Genomic DNA, 14,257 nt, shown 5'->3' with positions numbered 1-14,257 from the left:
CCTCGGCGACGAGGCGTTGCTCCGAGCGATGATGGAGCATCCCATTTTGATCAACCGGCCGATCGTCGTGACGGACAAGGGCGCGAAATTGTGCCGCCCGTCGGAAACCGTGCTCGACATCCTGCCGGGCGCCGACATCGGCGACTTCGCCAAAGAAGACGGCGAAGTCGTCGCCGGATCCGGGCAGCGCCATGCAAGATAAGCGGGCGGCGTTCGACCTGCCGAATATCGGGGTCGATCACCTGCGCCCGATCGACGTCGCTGCACTCGCTGGGCCGGACGACCCGCGCCATCCGCCGCGCATCCTCATGCTTTACGGCTCGATCCGCGAGCGCTCCTATTCCCGCTTGGTCGCGGAGGAAGCGACAAGGCTGCTCGAATGGTTCGGATGCGAGGTCAGGACCTTCGACCCGCGCGGGCTGCCGCTGCTGGACGGCGCCGAACCCGGTCATCCGAAAGTAAAGGCGCTGCGCGACCTTGCCGTATGGTCGGAAGGGATGGTTTGGGCAAGTCCCGAGCGCCACGGCGCCATGACCGCGATCATAAAGGCGCAGATCGACTGGATTCCGCTGTCGCTCGGTGGAGTCCGCCCGACCCAGGGCAAGACGCTCGCCATCTGTCAGGTTTCGGGCGGCTCGCAGAGTTTCAACGCCCTCAACCGGATGCGGGTCCTTGGCCGCTGGATGCGGATGGTGACGATTCCCAACCAGTCCTCGGTCCCGAAGGCCTTCATGGAATTCGACGAGGCCGGCCGGATGAAGCCATCACCCTATTATGACCGCATCGTCGATGTCTGCGAGGAACTGGTGAAGTTCACGCACCTTACCCGCGCACGCTCCGGATACCTCACCCACCGCTATTCCGAACGAACCGAAAGCGCCGAGGCATTGTCGGCCAGGGTCAACCAGCGCTCGATCTGATCCGCGGCAAGGCTCAGACGGCTGGCCAGCGGTGATGGAAGACGCCCTCCTTGTCGAGGCGGCGGAAGGTGTGGGCGCCGAAGAGATCGCGCTGGGCCTGGGTCAGGTTGGTGGTGCCGCGCGCACGGCGATAGTCGTCGAAATAGGCGAGCGCCGCCGACAGGGCCGGCACCGGAATGCCGGCGAGTACCGCCTTGGCGACGACCCGGCGCAGCGCCACCTCACCCGCCGCGACGCGGGCAACGAAGTCCGGCGCCTGGAGAAGGTTCACGACATTTTCGCCCGTATCATAGGCCCTGGCGATATCGTCGAGGAAGCGCGAGCGGATGATGCAGCCGGCACGCCAGATCCGGGCGATCTCGGCGAGCGGCAGGCTCCAGCCATATTCGCCGGAGGCCGCCGCCATCGTCGCATAGCCCTGTGCATAGGCGATGATCTTGGCCGTCTCCAAGGCCTGTTCGAGCGCGGCGATGTGGTCGGTTTCACCACCGAATTCGACCCCGGCTGTCTCGACATCCCGATAGAGCGCGGCGGCATTTTCACGCTCGCCCCGCCGGGACGAGACACCGCGCGCCGAAACCGCCGCCTCGATCGTCGTGGCGCCGACGCCGAGCTTTTGCGCTTCGATCACCGCCCAGCGGCCGGTGCCTTTCTGGCCCGCCTCGTCGACGATCACATCGACCATGGGTCGTCCCGTGTCGGGATCGGTTTCGGCGAGTGTCACCGCGGTGATCTCGATGAGGTAGGAGGAAAGGCCGCGGGTGTTCCAGTCGGCGAAGATCGTCGCCATTTCGGCCGGCTTGAGGCCGATACCGTCGCGCATGATGCCGTAGATCTCGGCGATCATCTGCATGTCGGCATATTCGATGCCGTTATGGATGGTCTTGACGAAGTGCCCGGCGCCGTTCGGCCCGAGCCAGGCGACGCAAGGCTCGCCCTCGTATCTTGCGGCGATCTTCTCGAGGATCGGCTCAAGCAGCGGATAGGTTTCGCGAGCGCCGCCGACCATGATCGAGGGCCCATGCCGGGCGCCGAGTTCGCCGCCGGAGACCCCCATGCCGACGAAGTGCAGGCCGGTTGCCTCGACGGCGGTCGAGCGGCGGACCGTGTCGTTGAAATCGGCATTGCCGGCATCGATCATTACGTCGCCGGGCGACAGCAGCGGCGCGATCCGTTCCATCTCCTCGTCGACGGGCCTGCCGGCGGTCACCATGAACAGCACCAGCCGCGGCGTCTTCAAGGCGGCCACGAAATCTTCCAGAGATTCGGTCGGCAGGATGTTTTCGCCGATGCCGGGATTGTCGTCGCGAAGCGCGAAGGCCTTCGCCGTCGTCCGGTTGCCGACCGCGACCGCAAAACCCTTTTCGGCGATGTTGAGGGCGAGATTGGCGCCCATCGTGCCGAGCCCCAAGATGCCGATGTCGGCCTGACCGTCGTTCACACCGTCCTCCTCCGTTTCCTCGGCCCGAAACCTTCAGCCAGGCAGCGGGCGCTCAACTCTTCAGTCGGTAGCCGGTGCGAAAGATCCAGGCGATGACCGCCAGGCTGAGAACCAGAAACACCAGCGTCATGGCGAGGCTGACGCCGATCGAAACGTCCGACGTGCCGTAGAATGCCCAGCGGAAGCCGCTGATCAGGTAGACCACCGGATTGAACAGGCTGACCTCCTGCCAGAATACCGGCAGCATCTTGATCGAATAGAAACTGCCGCCGAGAAAGGCCAGCGGCGTCACGATCAACAGCGGCACGAGTTGCAACTTCTCGAAGCCGTCGGCCCAGATGCCGATGATGAAGCCGAACAGCGAGAAGGTGATCGCCGTCAGAACCAGAAAAGCGAGCATCCAGATCGGGTGTTCGATCCTCAGATCGACGAACAGCGCGGCCGTCGCCAGGATGATCAGCCCGAGCATCACCGATTTCGTCGCGGCGGCGCCGACATAGCCGAGCACGATCTCGAAGGCCGAGATCGGCGCCGACAGAATCTCGTAGATCGTGCCGACGAATTTCGGGAAATAGATGCCGAAGGCCGCGTTGGTCAGGCTCTGCGTCAGCAAGGACAGCATGATCAGGCCGGGCACGATGAAGGCGCCGTAGGAAATGCCGTCGATCTCGGTGATGCGCGAGCCGATCGCCGCGCCGAACACGACGAAATAGAGCGAGGTCGAAATCACCGGCGAAATGACGCTCTGCATGACGGTGCGCCAGGTGCGGGCCATCTCGAACAGATAGATCGCGCGGACGGCCTGAAAATTCATGTCCGTTCCCTCACCAGACTGACGAAGATTTCCTCCAGCGTCGACTGCTTGGTCGACAGATCCCGGAATCGGACACCGGCCTCCGACAGCTTGCCCATCAAAGTGGCGATGCCGGTCCGCTCGGCGTGGGTGTCGTAGGTGTAGGTGAGGCTTTCGCCGTCGGGCGCGAGACTGAGATCGTAACCGGCGAGGGTGTCGGGCAAGCGGTGCAACGGTTCCTGCAATTGCAGCGTCAGTTCCTTGTGGCCGAGCTTGCGCATCAGTTCGGCCTTTTCCTCGACGAGGATCAGTTCGCCCTGCGAGATGACGCCGACGCGGTCGGCCATCTCCTCGGCTTCCTCGATGTAGTGGGTGGTCAGAATGATCGTGACACCGGAATCGCGCAAGCGGCGGACGACCTTCCACATGTCGCGCCGCAGCGACACGTCGACGCCGGCGGTCGGCTCGTCGAGGAACAGGATCTCCGGCTCGTGCGACAGCGCCTTGGCGATCAGTAGGCGCCGCTTCATGCCGCCCGAAAGCGTCATGACCTTCGCGTCCCGCTTGTCCCACAGGGACAGATCGCGCAGCACGGACTCGATATGGGCGGGATCGCGCCGCTTGCCGAACAGACCCCGGGAAAACGACACAGTGTCCCAGACCTTCTCGAAGGCGTCGGTGGTCAGTTCCTGCGGCACCAGACCGATCATCGACCGCGCGGCGCGGTAATCCTTGCCGATGTCGTGGCCAGCGACGCTGACGGCGCCTTCGGAGAGGTTCGTGATGCCGCAGATGATCGAAATGAGAGTGGTCTTGCCGGCCCCGTTCGGACCCAGCAGGGCGAATATCTCGCCCCGGTCGATCGCGAGGTCGACATTCTTCAGCGCCCGGAATCCGCCGTCATAGATCTTCGAGACGTTCCGGACAGACAGGATCGGGGACATGGAGGGCCTTGAGAACCGGGCTGGCAAGGGACCGGCGCAGCAGAACGGCTACGGCGCGGCTCGACATCATGCGTCGAGATAGCCCTCCCGGCGCTTTCGGCCAGAGGCGGAGGCGGCCGCAGGGCGCGCGCGCCGCCCCGGGAACCCGCGCTCCGCTACGGCAGACCCCGGTTTTCGGACAACGACCAAGCGTCAGCCGAAAGGCTGGGCAGCCGCGCCTCGCGGTGCCGCGGGCGGCGTTCGGCGGGTCGTGTCCGGCCGAACGCTCAACGGGTTTCGGTTCAGAAGCCGTAGCCGCGCGGCTGGAAACGACCCTGGTCGACCTCGCGCAGGCGGCGCTCCAGATCGGCCATCGAGACGGACTGGTCGAGATAGGCCCGGACGCGTTCCTGGTCAGGGTTGCGGCGGAATGCGCCGCGGATCTTGTCGGTGATGTTCATAGCATTCTCCTTCCCGACGAAAATGGCCATCCTTGTGCGGCGCAGCAATGCCACCGAGCGCAAAGCTGCCATGTCCTGCGGACAGAGCGACGGCAGGGATTTGGTAAGGATCAATACAACGGCCGTAGCGGATGCCTTCGAGCGCTCAGCTCGTCTTTGCAGGCCACGCCCACAGGGCGACCGCCGCCACCCCGGCCACCCACAGCGCGACGACGACCACCGCCGCGGCGCGGCTGACCGGGCGCTCCGACCGCGCCTCGGCCGCGATGCGGAACTCCGTCATCAGCGCCGGCGGCACCAGCCGAAGGGCGAGAAAGATGCCCAATGGTACGATGAGGAGATCATCCAGATAGCCCAGCACCGGAATGAAATCCGGAATGAGGTCGATCGGAGACAGAGCATAGGCGGCGACCGATGCGGCCAGCAGCTTGGCGAGCAAAGGCGTCCTTTGATCATGCGCCGCAATCCAGAGCGCGACGAGGTCGCGTTTCAGCTCACGCGCCCAGGCCTTCAGATCGGACCAGAGGGGTCTGCTCATGTGGGGCCCCGCCAGAACCAGATCAGGCGAGAGACGGTGCGCCGACGCAGCTTCTGTTTCACGTGAATCGCTGCCGCGTCCGCCGCTCGTTATGAGAGCGCGGCCTCGGCCGAATCCGGCAAGATCTCGACGATTTCGGCATCGCTGGCGCCCGCCTTGACGACGTCGCCGACCTCCTTGCCGATCAGACTTCTGGCCAGCGGCGAAATGTAGGAGATCAGACCCTCGGCCGGGTCGGCCTCATCAATTCCGACAATCTGGAACAATTGCCGGCGACCATCTTCGCGCTCGATCGCCACGCGGCTGCCAAAGTGGACCGTCGCCACCGAATCCGGCGGGACGACGACTTCGGCGGTCGCATGGCGTGCCTGCCAGTAGCGAAGATCGCGGTTGATCGTGGCGATGGCGAGCTTGTCGGCAGCGGCGCGCGCCTCCTCCAGCTGTTTTTCCAGCGCGGCGATCTCGCGATCGATCAGCTCCAGGCCCCGCGGCGTGACAAGGTTCGGGTCCGAGCCCAGCTCACGATCCGGCAGAACCTCGACCTGGTCCTCATTGGGTTCCTTGACGAAGGCGACACTCATCGATCCACATCCTTTCCGTACAAGGGATATGTAGGACTCGATCGCCGGTTTTCCCAGCATGACGGCGTTGGACGACGGCCCGGCACCGCCGTCGGTCGGCGTCCAGCCCGCCTCGACTCAGATATCCAGATTGGCGACCTGCAGGGCGTGTTCCTGGATGAATTCGCGGCGCGGCTCGACCTCGTCGCCCATCAGCCGCGAGAACAGCTGGTCGGCGTCGGTCGCGTCGGGGATCTTGACGACGACCAGAGTCCGCGCCTCGGGGTCCAGCGTCGTCTCCCACAACTGCTCGGGGTTCATCTCGCCGAGCCCCTTGTAACGCTGCAGCGCCAATCCCTTGCGGCCGACATCGAAAACGGCGGTGAGCAATTCCATCGGGCCGGACAGCTCGCGCTCGGTGTCGCGGCGGCGCAGCACCGGCAGGCCTTCATAGGTGTCCGCCAGATGCGAGGCGAGGCGATTGAGCTGCAAGGCATCGCCGGAATGGATCAATGCGGCATCCAGCGTCTGCACTTCGGAGACCCCGCGCACCGTGCGCAGGAAACGGTAACCGCCGTCGAGGGCCTCGCCGGTCCAGCCGCGCTCGGTTTCCTCCGCGACGAGGTTGAGCCGCTCGGCAATCCGCTCGGCCATCGCCGGGGCGCGAGCGGCGTCGTCCGCGACCTCCGGCGTGAGGCCGCCGCAGATCGCCGCCTGCTCGACGGCGCCGCGATGGTAGCGCGAATGCAGCCCGCCCAGCACCTGACGCACCTGCAAGGCGTCGTCGACGACGCCGCGCAGGTCGCGGCCGGTGCGCACCACGCCCGAGGCGAGCGTCAGGCCGGCATCATCGAGGCCGCCCTCGATCAGGTAATTCTCAAGCGCCTTCTCGTCCTTCAGATACTGGCTCTGCTTGCCCCGCGTGACCTTATAGAGCGGCGGCTGGGCGATATAGACATGGCCGCGCTCGATCAGCTCCGGCATCTGCCGGAAGAAGAAGGTCAGCAACAGGGTGCGGATATGGGCGCCGTCGACGTCGGCGTCGGTCATGATGATGATCTTGTGGTAGCGCAGCTTGTCGGCGTTGAACTCGTCCTTGCCGATCGAGGTGCCGAGCGCGGTGATCAGCGTGCCGATCTGGTCGGAGCCGAGCATCCGGTCGAAGCGCGCCCGCTCGACATTGAGGATCTTGCCGCGCAAGGGCAGGATCGCCTGGTTCTTGCGCGAGCGCGCGCCCTTGGCCGAGCCGCCGGCCGAATCACCCTCGACGATGAAGATTTCCGACTTGGCCGGATCGCGCTCCTGGCAGTCGGCCAGCTTGCCGGGCAGCGAGGTGATGTCCAGCGCGCCCTTGCGCCGGGTCAGATCGCGCGCCTTGCGGGCCGCCTCGCGGGCGGTGGCGGCCTCGACGACCTTGCCGATGACGATACGGGCTTCCTGGGGATGTTCCTCGAACCAGGTCGCCAGGGTCTCGTTGACGAGGCTCTCGACCACCGGGCGACCCTCGGAGGAGACCAGCTTGTCCTTGGTCTGCGAGGAGAATTTCGGGTCCGGTACCTTCACCGACAGGACGCAGGTGAGCCCCTCGCGGCAATCGTCACCGGTCAATGACACCTTTTCCTTCTTCAGGATGCCGGAACTTTCGGCGTAGCCTGTCACCTGGCGCGTCAGCGCGCCGCGCAGACCCGCCATGTGGGTGCCGCCGTCGCGCTGGGGGATGTTGTTGGTGAAGCAGAGCACCGTCTCGTTGTAGGAATCGTTCCACCACAGCGCCGCCTCGACGGTGATCCCGTCCTTCTGGCCGGTCAGGGCGATCGGCGCGGGGATCAGCGGCTTGCGGGCCCGATCGAGATAACGGGTGAAGGCCTCCAGTCCGCCTTCATAAAAGAGCTCAGTGCGCTTTTCGTCGGCGTGCCGCTTGTCGGACAGCAGGATGCGGACACCGGAATTGAGGAAGGCGAGTTCGCGCAAGCGATGCTCCAGCGTCCCGTAGTCGAACGTCGTCACCCCCCGGAAGGTGTCGGTGGACGGCAGGAAGGTGATCGCCGTACCGGTCTCGTCGCCGGCATCGCCCGTCACCTCCAGCGGGCCGTCCGGCACACCATGGGTGAAAGACATCTCATGCACCTTGCCCTTGCGCTTGATCGACATCGACAGCTTGACCGACAGGGCGTTGACCACCGAGACGCCGACGCCGTGCAGGCCGCCGGACACCTTGTAGGAATTCTGGTCGAATTTTCCGCCGGCATGTAGCTGGGTCATGATGACCTCTGCCGCCGAGACGCCCTCGCCGGTGTGGATGTCGGTGGGAATGCCGCGACCATTGTCGGTCACCGTGCAGGAATCATCGGGATTGAGCGTCACCGTCACACGCGTGGCGTGCCCAGCCAGCGCCTCGTCGATGGCATTGTCGACGACCTCGTAAACCATGTGATGCAGGCCTGAGCCGTCGTCGGTATCGCCGATATACATGCCCGGGCGTTTGCGAACCGCGTCCAAGCCCTTGAGGACCTTGATCGAATCGGCGCCGTATTCGGCCTCCGGGACGGGGTTCGTTTCGTTCGTTGCGGACATGCTGTTCCTTGGTTTTCAGGCGAGGCGGCGGGCCGCGACGAATCGCCGTTTGCGCCCGCTCTATATAAAGTGTCGGCTGTCACGATCCAAGCCGTCCGGGAAAGCCCTGTGTGCCGCGCCACGCTCGACGTCGAACATCCGCCAACCCATATCCCAAACGACACCATAAAGGACCGCCGGCCGCATGGATACGCCAATGGATATGCCAGTTCGACCGTTTCGCCCGCCGGCGCCGATTCCGCACGCCGAACCGCTCGGTTTCGCCAGCTTCCTGAAGACCGCCTCGCGCAATCCGATCGAGATCTGGGGGACGCGCGCGTTCAAGGAGCCATATATCCGCGGCACATGGCTGGGCGTTCCGAACATCGTCGTCAACGACCCCAAGGGCGTCCGCCACTGCCTCGTCGAAAATGCCGCCAATTACGTGATGCAGCCGCTGCGCCAGCGGATCCTGCGCCCGCTCCTGCGTGACGGGCTTCTGACCGCCGAGGGTGCCCTGTGGCGGCGCACCCGCAAGGCCATCGCGCCCGTCTTCACGCCGCGGAACATCGCCGGCTTCACCGAGACGATGCAGGCGCGCTCGCAAGCCTTCGCCGAGCGGATCAGTGGGCGCGTGGGCGAGACGGTGGACGGCAGTCATGAGATGACGCTGCTCACCTTCGATATCCTGCAGGCGACACTGTTCACCGACGATATCGCCGGCGACGGCGAGACCTTCGCCACATCCACCCGGGCGTTTCTCGGCTCGATGGGCCGGGTCGACCCGCTCGACCTGCTCGACGCACCGGCCTTCCTGCCGCGCTTGCGCCGGCTCAAGGGCCGTCGGTCGATGGCCTATTTCCGCAGGCTGATCGCCGAAACGATCGAGCGGCGGCGCGCCGAGATCGAGCGTGGCCCGGACGGTGCGCCAAACGACCTTCTATCGCTCTTGATCAAGGCAGACGGCCTGTCGGCTGACGAGATCGAGGACAATATCATCACCTTCATCGGCGCCGGCCACGAGACGACGGCGCGCTCGCTTGCCTGGACGCTGTATCTGCTCAGCCAGGCGCCGGCCGAGCGGGCGGCGGTCGAAGCCGAGCTGGACAGCGTGCTGCCGACCCTGTCGCATCCGAGCGAATGGGTCGATCGCCTCGTCTACACAAGGGCCGTGTTCGAGGAGGCGCTCCGGCTCTACCCGCCCGCGCCGTCGCTGAACCGGACAGCGCTCGCGCCGGACCGTGCCGGCGACGTCGAGATCACGGCCGGGGCAACAGTGCTCGTCATGCCGTGGCTGATCCACCGCCACGAAATGCTCTGGGACCGGCCCGACCATTTCATCCCGAGCCGCTTTCTGCCGGGCAATCGCGAGACGATCGACCGCTATCAATATCTGCCCTTCGGCGTCGGACCGCGCGTGTGCATCGGGGCGAGCTTCGCGCTGCAGGAAGGTGTCATCGCGCTTGCGTCCCTGCTTAAACATCTGCGGTTCGACTATGCCGGCAACGGCCCGCCGGAAGTGGTGCAGCGGATCACGGTGCAGCCGCTGGGCGGCCTTCCGCTGCGCGTCGCCAGGCGATAGGAGGGAGGTCGATCCGGCCGGCTCGCCGCCATTGATGCCCTGGCTGCGGTCGCATTTGAATCGTTGCTCTTGCGCTTGGACGCGTCAGAGGCCATAATCCTACTTCGGGTATTTGCAGACCCGGAGTCTGGCTAACGTTCCGCCACCGAAAAATCGGCGGTTTGCCTGGTTTTGCTGTGCAATGACCGGAGCGATGAGAACCAAACCTTTCGCCGAAACCGTGTGAAATTCCGAATCTCCGGCCGCAGCGTGTTGCTGTGTCCATACAACCATAGAAGTCTATCGCGTCGCGCGAAACTTCCAGCAGAGCCCGACAGGGCAGCGACGAAAGGTTTATCCATGAGCCAGACCGGCACCGTCAAGTTCTTCAACGAAGCCAAGGGTTTCGGATTCGTTACGCCGGACGGCGGCGCGAAGGACGTGTTCCTTCACGTCTCCGCGCTCGAGCGCGCAGGTATCTCCTCGCTCAACGAGGGCGACAAGATCAGCTTCGACACCGAGCCCGACACCCGCGGCAAGGGCCCGAAGGCGATCAACGTCCAGCGCGTCTAATACGTTAAGGCGCGACCGGCGGAATCCGCTCCGCCGGTCGCGCCGACCGAAACTTTATTTCGGGTCGCTCCGCGTCTCGGTGCCAAGTGATCGAAAGTCGAGATGATGGAGAATTCCCGCAAGGCGCGCGAGCGCGCCGAAGCAGCGCTTTCGGGTCCGCCGGAACGACCCGCCAAGGGTTCCGCGATCGGCATCATCGCCGCAGAATCCTTGGCGACCCAGGAAAAGACGGCGCGGCTCAAGAAGCTCCGTATGGAGCGGGATGCCACCGAGGGGCCTAAGGTTGCCAAGGTCAAGGCAAAGCCCAAGGCGTCGAAGCCACGCGTAAAGAAATCCGCCGGCTGACTGATCGTCGCCGGCCCTGTGGCGGTCCCGTGCTCTCCCATTATGAGGAGAAGCGGCGCGAGGCCCTTAATAACCGATCAGTGAGGAGTCGTTTTGAAAGTCGACGTCAGAGACAACAATGTCGATCAGGCCCTGCGGGCTCTGAAGAAGAAATTGCAGCGCGAAGGCGTCTTCCGTGAAATGAAGGCGCGCCGCGCCTATGAGAAGCCGTCCGAACGACGCGCTCGCCAGAAGCAGGAGGCCATTCGCCGCTCCCGCAAGCTTGCCCGCAAGCAGGCGCAGCGCGAAGGTCTGGTCCCTGGTCCGAAGCGCAAGCCGCCGCGCGCGGGCGCGCCGCGTCCGGGCGCCGGCGGTGCCGGTGCGAGCAGCGGTTACGCGAGTGGTGGCGCGTAGCAGCCGTCCAAGGCCAGCCAACCCCTTTGCATTGCCTGTACGATTGCCCGGTGACCGCAAGGTTGACCGGGCAATCGCATTTTTGAAGGCTGGGCGGGCGCGGTTTGGCGCCGCGCTATGCCTACGCCTCGTCGCCGAGCCCCTCGAACAGCGCCGTCGACAGGTACCGCTCGGCGAAGGACGGGATGATCACGACGATGTTCTTGCCCGCCATTTCCGGGCGCTGGCCGACGCGGATCGCGGCCGCCAGCGCCGCGCCGGATGAAATTCCCACCGGCACACCCTCCAACCGGGCGACCAGACGCGCCAGCTCGAAGGATTCCTCGTTCGAGACCTGGACGACCTCATCATAGATCTCGCGGTCGAGGATCGCCGGCGCGAAACCGGCGCCGATGCCCTGGATCTTGTGCGGTCCGGGATTGCCGCCGGACAGGATCGGCGACGCCTCCGGCTCGACGGCGATGACCTTGAGGCCGGGCTTTCTCTCTTTGAGAACCTGGCCAGCGCCGGTAATGGTGCCACCGGTGCCGATGCCGGAGACCAGGACGTCGACCTCCCCCTTGGTGTCGTTCCAGATCTCTTCGGCCGTGGTGACGCGGTGGATCTGCGGATTGGCCGGGTTTTCGAATTGCTGCGGCATCACCGCGTCCGGCAACTCGGCGACCAGTTCCTCGGCCCTGGCGATCGCCCCCTTCATGCCCTTGGCCCCCTCGGTCAGCACGAGGTCCGCGCCGAGCAGCCGCAGCATCTTGCGACGCTCGATCGACATCGTCTCAGGCATGGTCAGGATCAGCCGATAGCCCTTGGCCGCGGCCGCGAAGGCAAGCGCGATGCCGGTGTTGCCGGAAGTGGGCTCGACCAGCGTCGTCCTGCCCGGCGTAATCCGACCGTCGGCCTCGAGTTTCTCGATCATCGCGACGCCGATACGATCCTTGACGCTGGCGATCGGATTGAAGAATTCGAGCTTGGCGAGAAGATGCGCCTCGACGCCCTTTTCCCTGGCCAGCTTGTCGAGGCGCACGATCGGCGTATCGCCGATCGTGTCGACGATGGAATCGTAGATACGCCCTCGCCCGCGTGTCCTTGCAGCGCTGTCGCTTGCGGCCTTGTCCATGGCTTTGCTCCTTCCCTATCGCGTCGTGGCGCGGTCCCAGCCCGCCGCCATCCCGTCACATGTGAGGGTTAGGGCGAAAAGCCACCGGTTATGAGGCCGCGACATCCAAAGTGCGGTCTTGCGATAGAAAAACATACCCCATGCGCCACAAAGCGCCATCGCGCCGCAAAGGACAATATGGGCGATGGCTCGAATTGTCGGGATTCTCCCAACCCGATCTTATGATAATCGCGGCAAAAAGGATGCTCCGGGGCAGCCAAACGCGCCGGCCGAAAAACCAGCGAGATCGCCGTTGTCCCTTCCCTTCACCCACATCCGGACCATCTGCGGCGAATTCCTCATCCTCGTCGCCGCGATGACGCTGGTGTCGGGGACGGCGGGGTTCTATCTTTTCCGCGGGTTCGGACAACCGGTCATGATCGCGGCGGCGCTCTTTGCCTTCGCCGTGCCGCTGGCGACGGCGCTTCCCTACGTCGTCTATCTGGCTGTCCGGCTGAACAGCTTGATGTCCGACAATGCCGGTCTCAAACGCGCCGCGACGACCGACCGGTTGACCGGCCTGCTCAACCGAGCCGGCTTCGAGGGCGAAATTCGACGCCATATCGCGACACTTGAGAGAAAGCAGCAGGGCGGCCTGATGCTGCTCGTCGTGGATGCCGACAATTTCAAGCAGATCAACGATCGGCTGGGGCATCCAACCGGCGATCAGGCCTTGAAGGCGATCGCGACCGAGCTTCGCCATTCGATCCGAGCCGGCGACGCGCTGGGCCGCATCGGCGGCGAGGAATTCGCGATCTCGCTGCCCTGCGCCAATATCGGCCAAGGCCGGACAGTGGCCGAGCGCCTGCGGCTCGCCATCAACGCGCTCAGCGTCGGCGAAGGCGCCGACGCCATGAGGTTATCGGTCAGCGTCGGCGGCGCATTTTCCGCGGCGCCGCAATCCTTCGACGTGATCTACGCCGCCGCCGACCACAATCTCTATCAGGCCAAGCAGGCCGGGCGAAACCGCAGCACCATCTCGGCGATGGGGAACGCGCATGGCTATCTTCGCGACGCGGGAAAACCGGTTCCCGCCACCCCCTGACAGCCCCGGCCGGTCACCCGGTTCCCGTCGAGCCGAAACCACCTTCTCCCCTGTCGCTGACCGCAAGGCTTTGTCGTTCGCCGAACTCCGCCTGGACGACCGGCGCGATCACAATCTGCGCGATCCTGTCGCCGCGCGCGACCGTGAAAGGCTCCTCGCTCAGATTGACGAGGATGATTTTCACCTCGCCGCGATAGTCGCTGTCGATGGTGCCGGGCGTGTTGAGGATCGTGACGCCGTGCTTGGCGGCCAAGCCCGAACGGGGGCGAACCTGAACCTCGTAGCCCGCCGGAATCTCGAAGCTCAGGCCGGTCGGCACCAGCGCCCGCGTCCCGGGAGCCAAGGTCAGCGCCTCCGTCAGCGCGGCGCGAATGTCGGCCCCGGCCGCCCCTTGGGTGGCGTAGGCGGGAAGCGGCAGATCCGCGCCATGGGGCAGGCGGCAAATGCCGATCGCCGGCGCACTCACGGGCGATCGGCCTGTGTCAAACGGGCGGCGATCCATAGCGCCAGGCGCCGCGCGACCTCTGTCTTGTCGAGCTTGGGCCAGTCCTCGACGCCGTCACGGGTCACGATATGCACGGTGTTGGTCATGCCGCCCATGACGCCGGTTGCGGCCGACACGTCATTGGCGACGATCGCATCGGCGCCCTTGCGATCGAGCTTTGCCCGCGCATTCGCCAGGAGATCGTCGGTCTCGGCCGCAAAGCCGACGACGAGGCGCGGACGCAGATCTGAATGGCCGACGGTCGCCAGAATGTCCGGGTTCTCCGTCAGGGCGAGCGTCGGTGGGCCGTCGTCGCCCTTCTTGATCTTTGTCTCGCCCTCCGCAACCGTTCGCCAGTCGGCGACGGCGGCGACGAAGATGGCGGCATCAGCGGGAAGCGCCGCCTCGACGGCTTGCAGCATCTGGCAGGCGGTCTCGACACGGCGCATGGCGACACCGGCCGGATCTGCGATGGCGACGGGACCGCTGACCAGCGTCACCTCGGCCCCCAATC

General features: G+C 65.2%; 17 protein-coding genes. 7 read left to right on the top strand and 10 right to left on the bottom strand.

What is annotated here, in order from left to right; translation table 11 throughout:
* Together MJ956_RS02355 and arsH are read left to right on the top strand one after the other, a co-directional pair.
* A partial coding sequence (locus tag MJ956_RS02355; RefSeq protein ID WP_279327034.1) for an ArsC/Spx/MgsR family protein occupies positions 1 to 202 on the top strand: 202 nt, incomplete at its 5' end.
* Positions 192 to 920, top strand: coding sequence for an arsenical resistance protein ArsH (arsH, locus tag MJ956_RS02350; RefSeq protein WP_253962878.1), 729 nt, complete (start codon positions 192 to 194; stop codon positions 918 to 920). The genes MJ956_RS02355 and arsH, both read left to right, overlap by 11 nt.
* A 13-nt stretch (positions 921 to 933) precedes the next feature.
* Here arsH and gndA read toward each other — a convergent pair whose 3' ends face one another.
* The 7 genes from gndA to gyrB all read right to left on the bottom strand — a co-directional run bounded on the left by gndA (position 934) and on the right by gyrB (position 8,210).
* Positions 934 to 2,361, bottom strand: coding sequence for an NADP-dependent phosphogluconate dehydrogenase (gndA, locus tag MJ956_RS02345; protein ID WP_253962877.1), 1,428 nt, complete (start codon positions 2,359 to 2,361; stop codon positions 934 to 936).
* Between the two features lie 52 nt (positions 2,362 to 2,413).
* Positions 2,414 to 3,175, bottom strand: a complete 762-nt coding sequence (locus MJ956_RS02340; RefSeq protein WP_253962876.1) for an ABC transporter permease — start codon at positions 3,173 to 3,175, stop codon at positions 2,414 to 2,416.
* Entirely contained in the window at positions 3,172 to 4,098 is a 927-nt protein-coding gene (locus MJ956_RS02335) for an ABC transporter ATP-binding protein (protein WP_253962875.1), read from the bottom strand. The genes MJ956_RS02340 and MJ956_RS02335 overlap by 4 nt, the downstream gene beginning before the upstream one ends.
* A 281-nt stretch (positions 4,099 to 4,379) precedes the next feature.
* The gene (locus tag MJ956_RS02330; protein WP_253962874.1) at positions 4,380 to 4,538 is read right to left on the bottom strand and encodes a DUF3563 family protein; all 159 of its coding nucleotides are present in this window, start codon (positions 4,536 to 4,538) and stop codon (positions 4,380 to 4,382) included.
* Between the two features lie 145 nt (positions 4,539 to 4,683).
* Complete coding sequence (locus MJ956_RS02325) at positions 4,684 to 5,076, bottom strand: YkvA family protein (RefSeq protein ID WP_253962873.1); 393 nt, start codon at positions 5,074 to 5,076, stop codon at positions 4,684 to 4,686.
* An 89-nt stretch (positions 5,077 to 5,165) separates the two neighbouring features.
* Entirely contained in the window at positions 5,166 to 5,657 is a 492-nt protein-coding gene (greA, locus tag MJ956_RS02320) for a transcription elongation factor GreA (protein ID WP_253962872.1), read from the bottom strand.
* 117 nt (positions 5,658 to 5,774) lie between these two features.
* Positions 5,775 to 8,210, bottom strand: coding sequence for a DNA topoisomerase (ATP-hydrolyzing) subunit B (gyrB, locus tag MJ956_RS02315; RefSeq protein ID WP_253962871.1), 2,436 nt, complete (start codon positions 8,208 to 8,210; stop codon positions 5,775 to 5,777).
* A 196-nt stretch (positions 8,211 to 8,406) separates the two neighbouring features.
* Between gyrB and MJ956_RS02310 the strand changes: the two genes are divergently transcribed.
* The 4 genes from MJ956_RS02310 to rpsU all read left to right on the top strand — a co-directional run bounded on the left by MJ956_RS02310 (position 8,407) and on the right by rpsU (position 11,061).
* Entirely contained in the window at positions 8,407 to 9,771 is a 1,365-nt protein-coding gene (locus tag MJ956_RS02310) for a cytochrome P450 (RefSeq protein WP_253962870.1), read from the top strand.
* 339 nt (positions 9,772 to 10,110) lie between these two features.
* The gene (locus MJ956_RS02305) at positions 10,111 to 10,323 is read left to right on the top strand and encodes a cold-shock protein (protein ID WP_206453696.1); all 213 of its coding nucleotides are present in this window, start codon (positions 10,111 to 10,113) and stop codon (positions 10,321 to 10,323) included.
* Between the two features lie 102 nt (positions 10,324 to 10,425).
* Positions 10,426 to 10,668, top strand: a complete 243-nt coding sequence (locus MJ956_RS02300) for a hypothetical protein (protein ID WP_253962869.1) — start codon at positions 10,426 to 10,428, stop codon at positions 10,666 to 10,668.
* A 93-nt stretch (positions 10,669 to 10,761) separates the two neighbouring features.
* A complete protein-coding gene (gene rpsU / locus MJ956_RS02295) occupies positions 10,762 to 11,061 on the top strand; it encodes a 30S ribosomal protein S21 (RefSeq protein WP_253962868.1) in 300 nt (99 codons plus the stop codon).
* Between the two features lie 121 nt (positions 11,062 to 11,182).
* On the opposite strand, the gene cysK is transcribed toward rpsU, so the two are convergent.
* A complete protein-coding gene (gene cysK, locus MJ956_RS02290) occupies positions 11,183 to 12,175 on the bottom strand; it encodes a cysteine synthase A (RefSeq protein WP_253962867.1) in 993 nt (330 codons plus the stop codon).
* A gap of 292 nt (positions 12,176 to 12,467) precedes the next feature.
* Here cysK and MJ956_RS02285 point away from each other — a divergent pair, with 292 nt between their 5' ends.
* The gene (locus MJ956_RS02285) at positions 12,468 to 13,259 is read left to right on the top strand and encodes a GGDEF domain-containing protein (protein ID WP_253962866.1); all 792 of its coding nucleotides are present in this window, start codon (positions 12,468 to 12,470) and stop codon (positions 13,257 to 13,259) included.
* A gap of 13 nt (positions 13,260 to 13,272) precedes the next feature.
* Here the strand turns inward: MJ956_RS02285 and dut are convergent, their stop codons facing one another.
* Positions 13,273 to 13,761, bottom strand: coding sequence for a dUTP diphosphatase (gene dut / locus MJ956_RS02280; protein ID WP_253962865.1), 489 nt, complete (start codon positions 13,759 to 13,761; stop codon positions 13,273 to 13,275).
* Positions 13,722 to 14,257: phosphopantothenoylcysteine decarboxylase domain-containing protein (locus tag MJ956_RS02275; protein WP_279327033.1), on the bottom strand; the 536-nt coding region annotated here is incomplete at its 5' end. The genes MJ956_RS02275 and dut, both read right to left, overlap by 40 nt.

The sequence above is a fragment of the Aurantimonas marianensis genome, assembly GCF_024195285.1.
Classification (GTDB): Bacteria; Pseudomonadota; Alphaproteobacteria; order Rhizobiales; family Rhizobiaceae; genus Aurantimonas; species Aurantimonas marianensis.
This window is presented reverse-complemented; position numbering and strand designations above follow the sequence as displayed.

Excerpts from the sequence above, each read along its gene's own strand:
- greA (WP_253962872.1), bottom strand. The coding sequence starts at position 5,657 with ATGAGTGTCGCCTTCGTCAAGGAACCCAATGAGGACCAGGTCGAGGTT.
- MJ956_RS02305 (WP_206453696.1), top strand. The coding sequence starts at position 10,111 with ATGAGCCAGACCGGCACCGTCAAGTTCTTCAACGAAGCCAAGGGTTTC.
- gyrB (WP_253962871.1), bottom strand. The coding sequence starts at position 8,210 with ATGTCCGCAACGAACGAAACGAACCCCGTCCCGGAGGCCGAATACGGC.
- MJ956_RS02310 (WP_253962870.1), top strand. The coding sequence starts at position 8,407 with ATGGATATGCCAGTTCGACCGTTTCGCCCGCCGGCGCCGATTCCGCAC.
- MJ956_RS02300 (WP_253962869.1), top strand. The coding sequence starts at position 10,426 with ATGATGGAGAATTCCCGCAAGGCGCGCGAGCGCGCCGAAGCAGCGCTT.
- MJ956_RS02340 (WP_253962876.1), bottom strand. The coding sequence starts at position 3,175 with ATGAATTTTCAGGCCGTCCGCGCGATCTATCTGTTCGAGATGGCCCGC.
- MJ956_RS02330 (WP_253962874.1), bottom strand. The coding sequence starts at position 4,538 with ATGAACATCACCGACAAGATCCGCGGCGCATTCCGCCGCAACCCTGAC.
- MJ956_RS02325 (WP_253962873.1), bottom strand. The coding sequence starts at position 5,076 with ATGAGCAGACCCCTCTGGTCCGATCTGAAGGCCTGGGCGCGTGAGCTG.
- arsH (WP_253962878.1), top strand. The coding sequence starts at position 192 with ATGCAAGATAAGCGGGCGGCGTTCGACCTGCCGAATATCGGGGTCGAT.
- cysK (WP_253962867.1), bottom strand. The coding sequence starts at position 12,175 with ATGGACAAGGCCGCAAGCGACAGCGCTGCAAGGACACGCGGGCGAGGG.
- MJ956_RS02335 (WP_253962875.1), bottom strand. The coding sequence starts at position 4,098 with ATGTCCCCGATCCTGTCTGTCCGGAACGTCTCGAAGATCTATGACGGC.
- dut (WP_253962865.1), bottom strand. The coding sequence starts at position 13,761 with ATGGATCGCCGCCCGTTTGACACAGGCCGATCGCCCGTGAGTGCGCCG.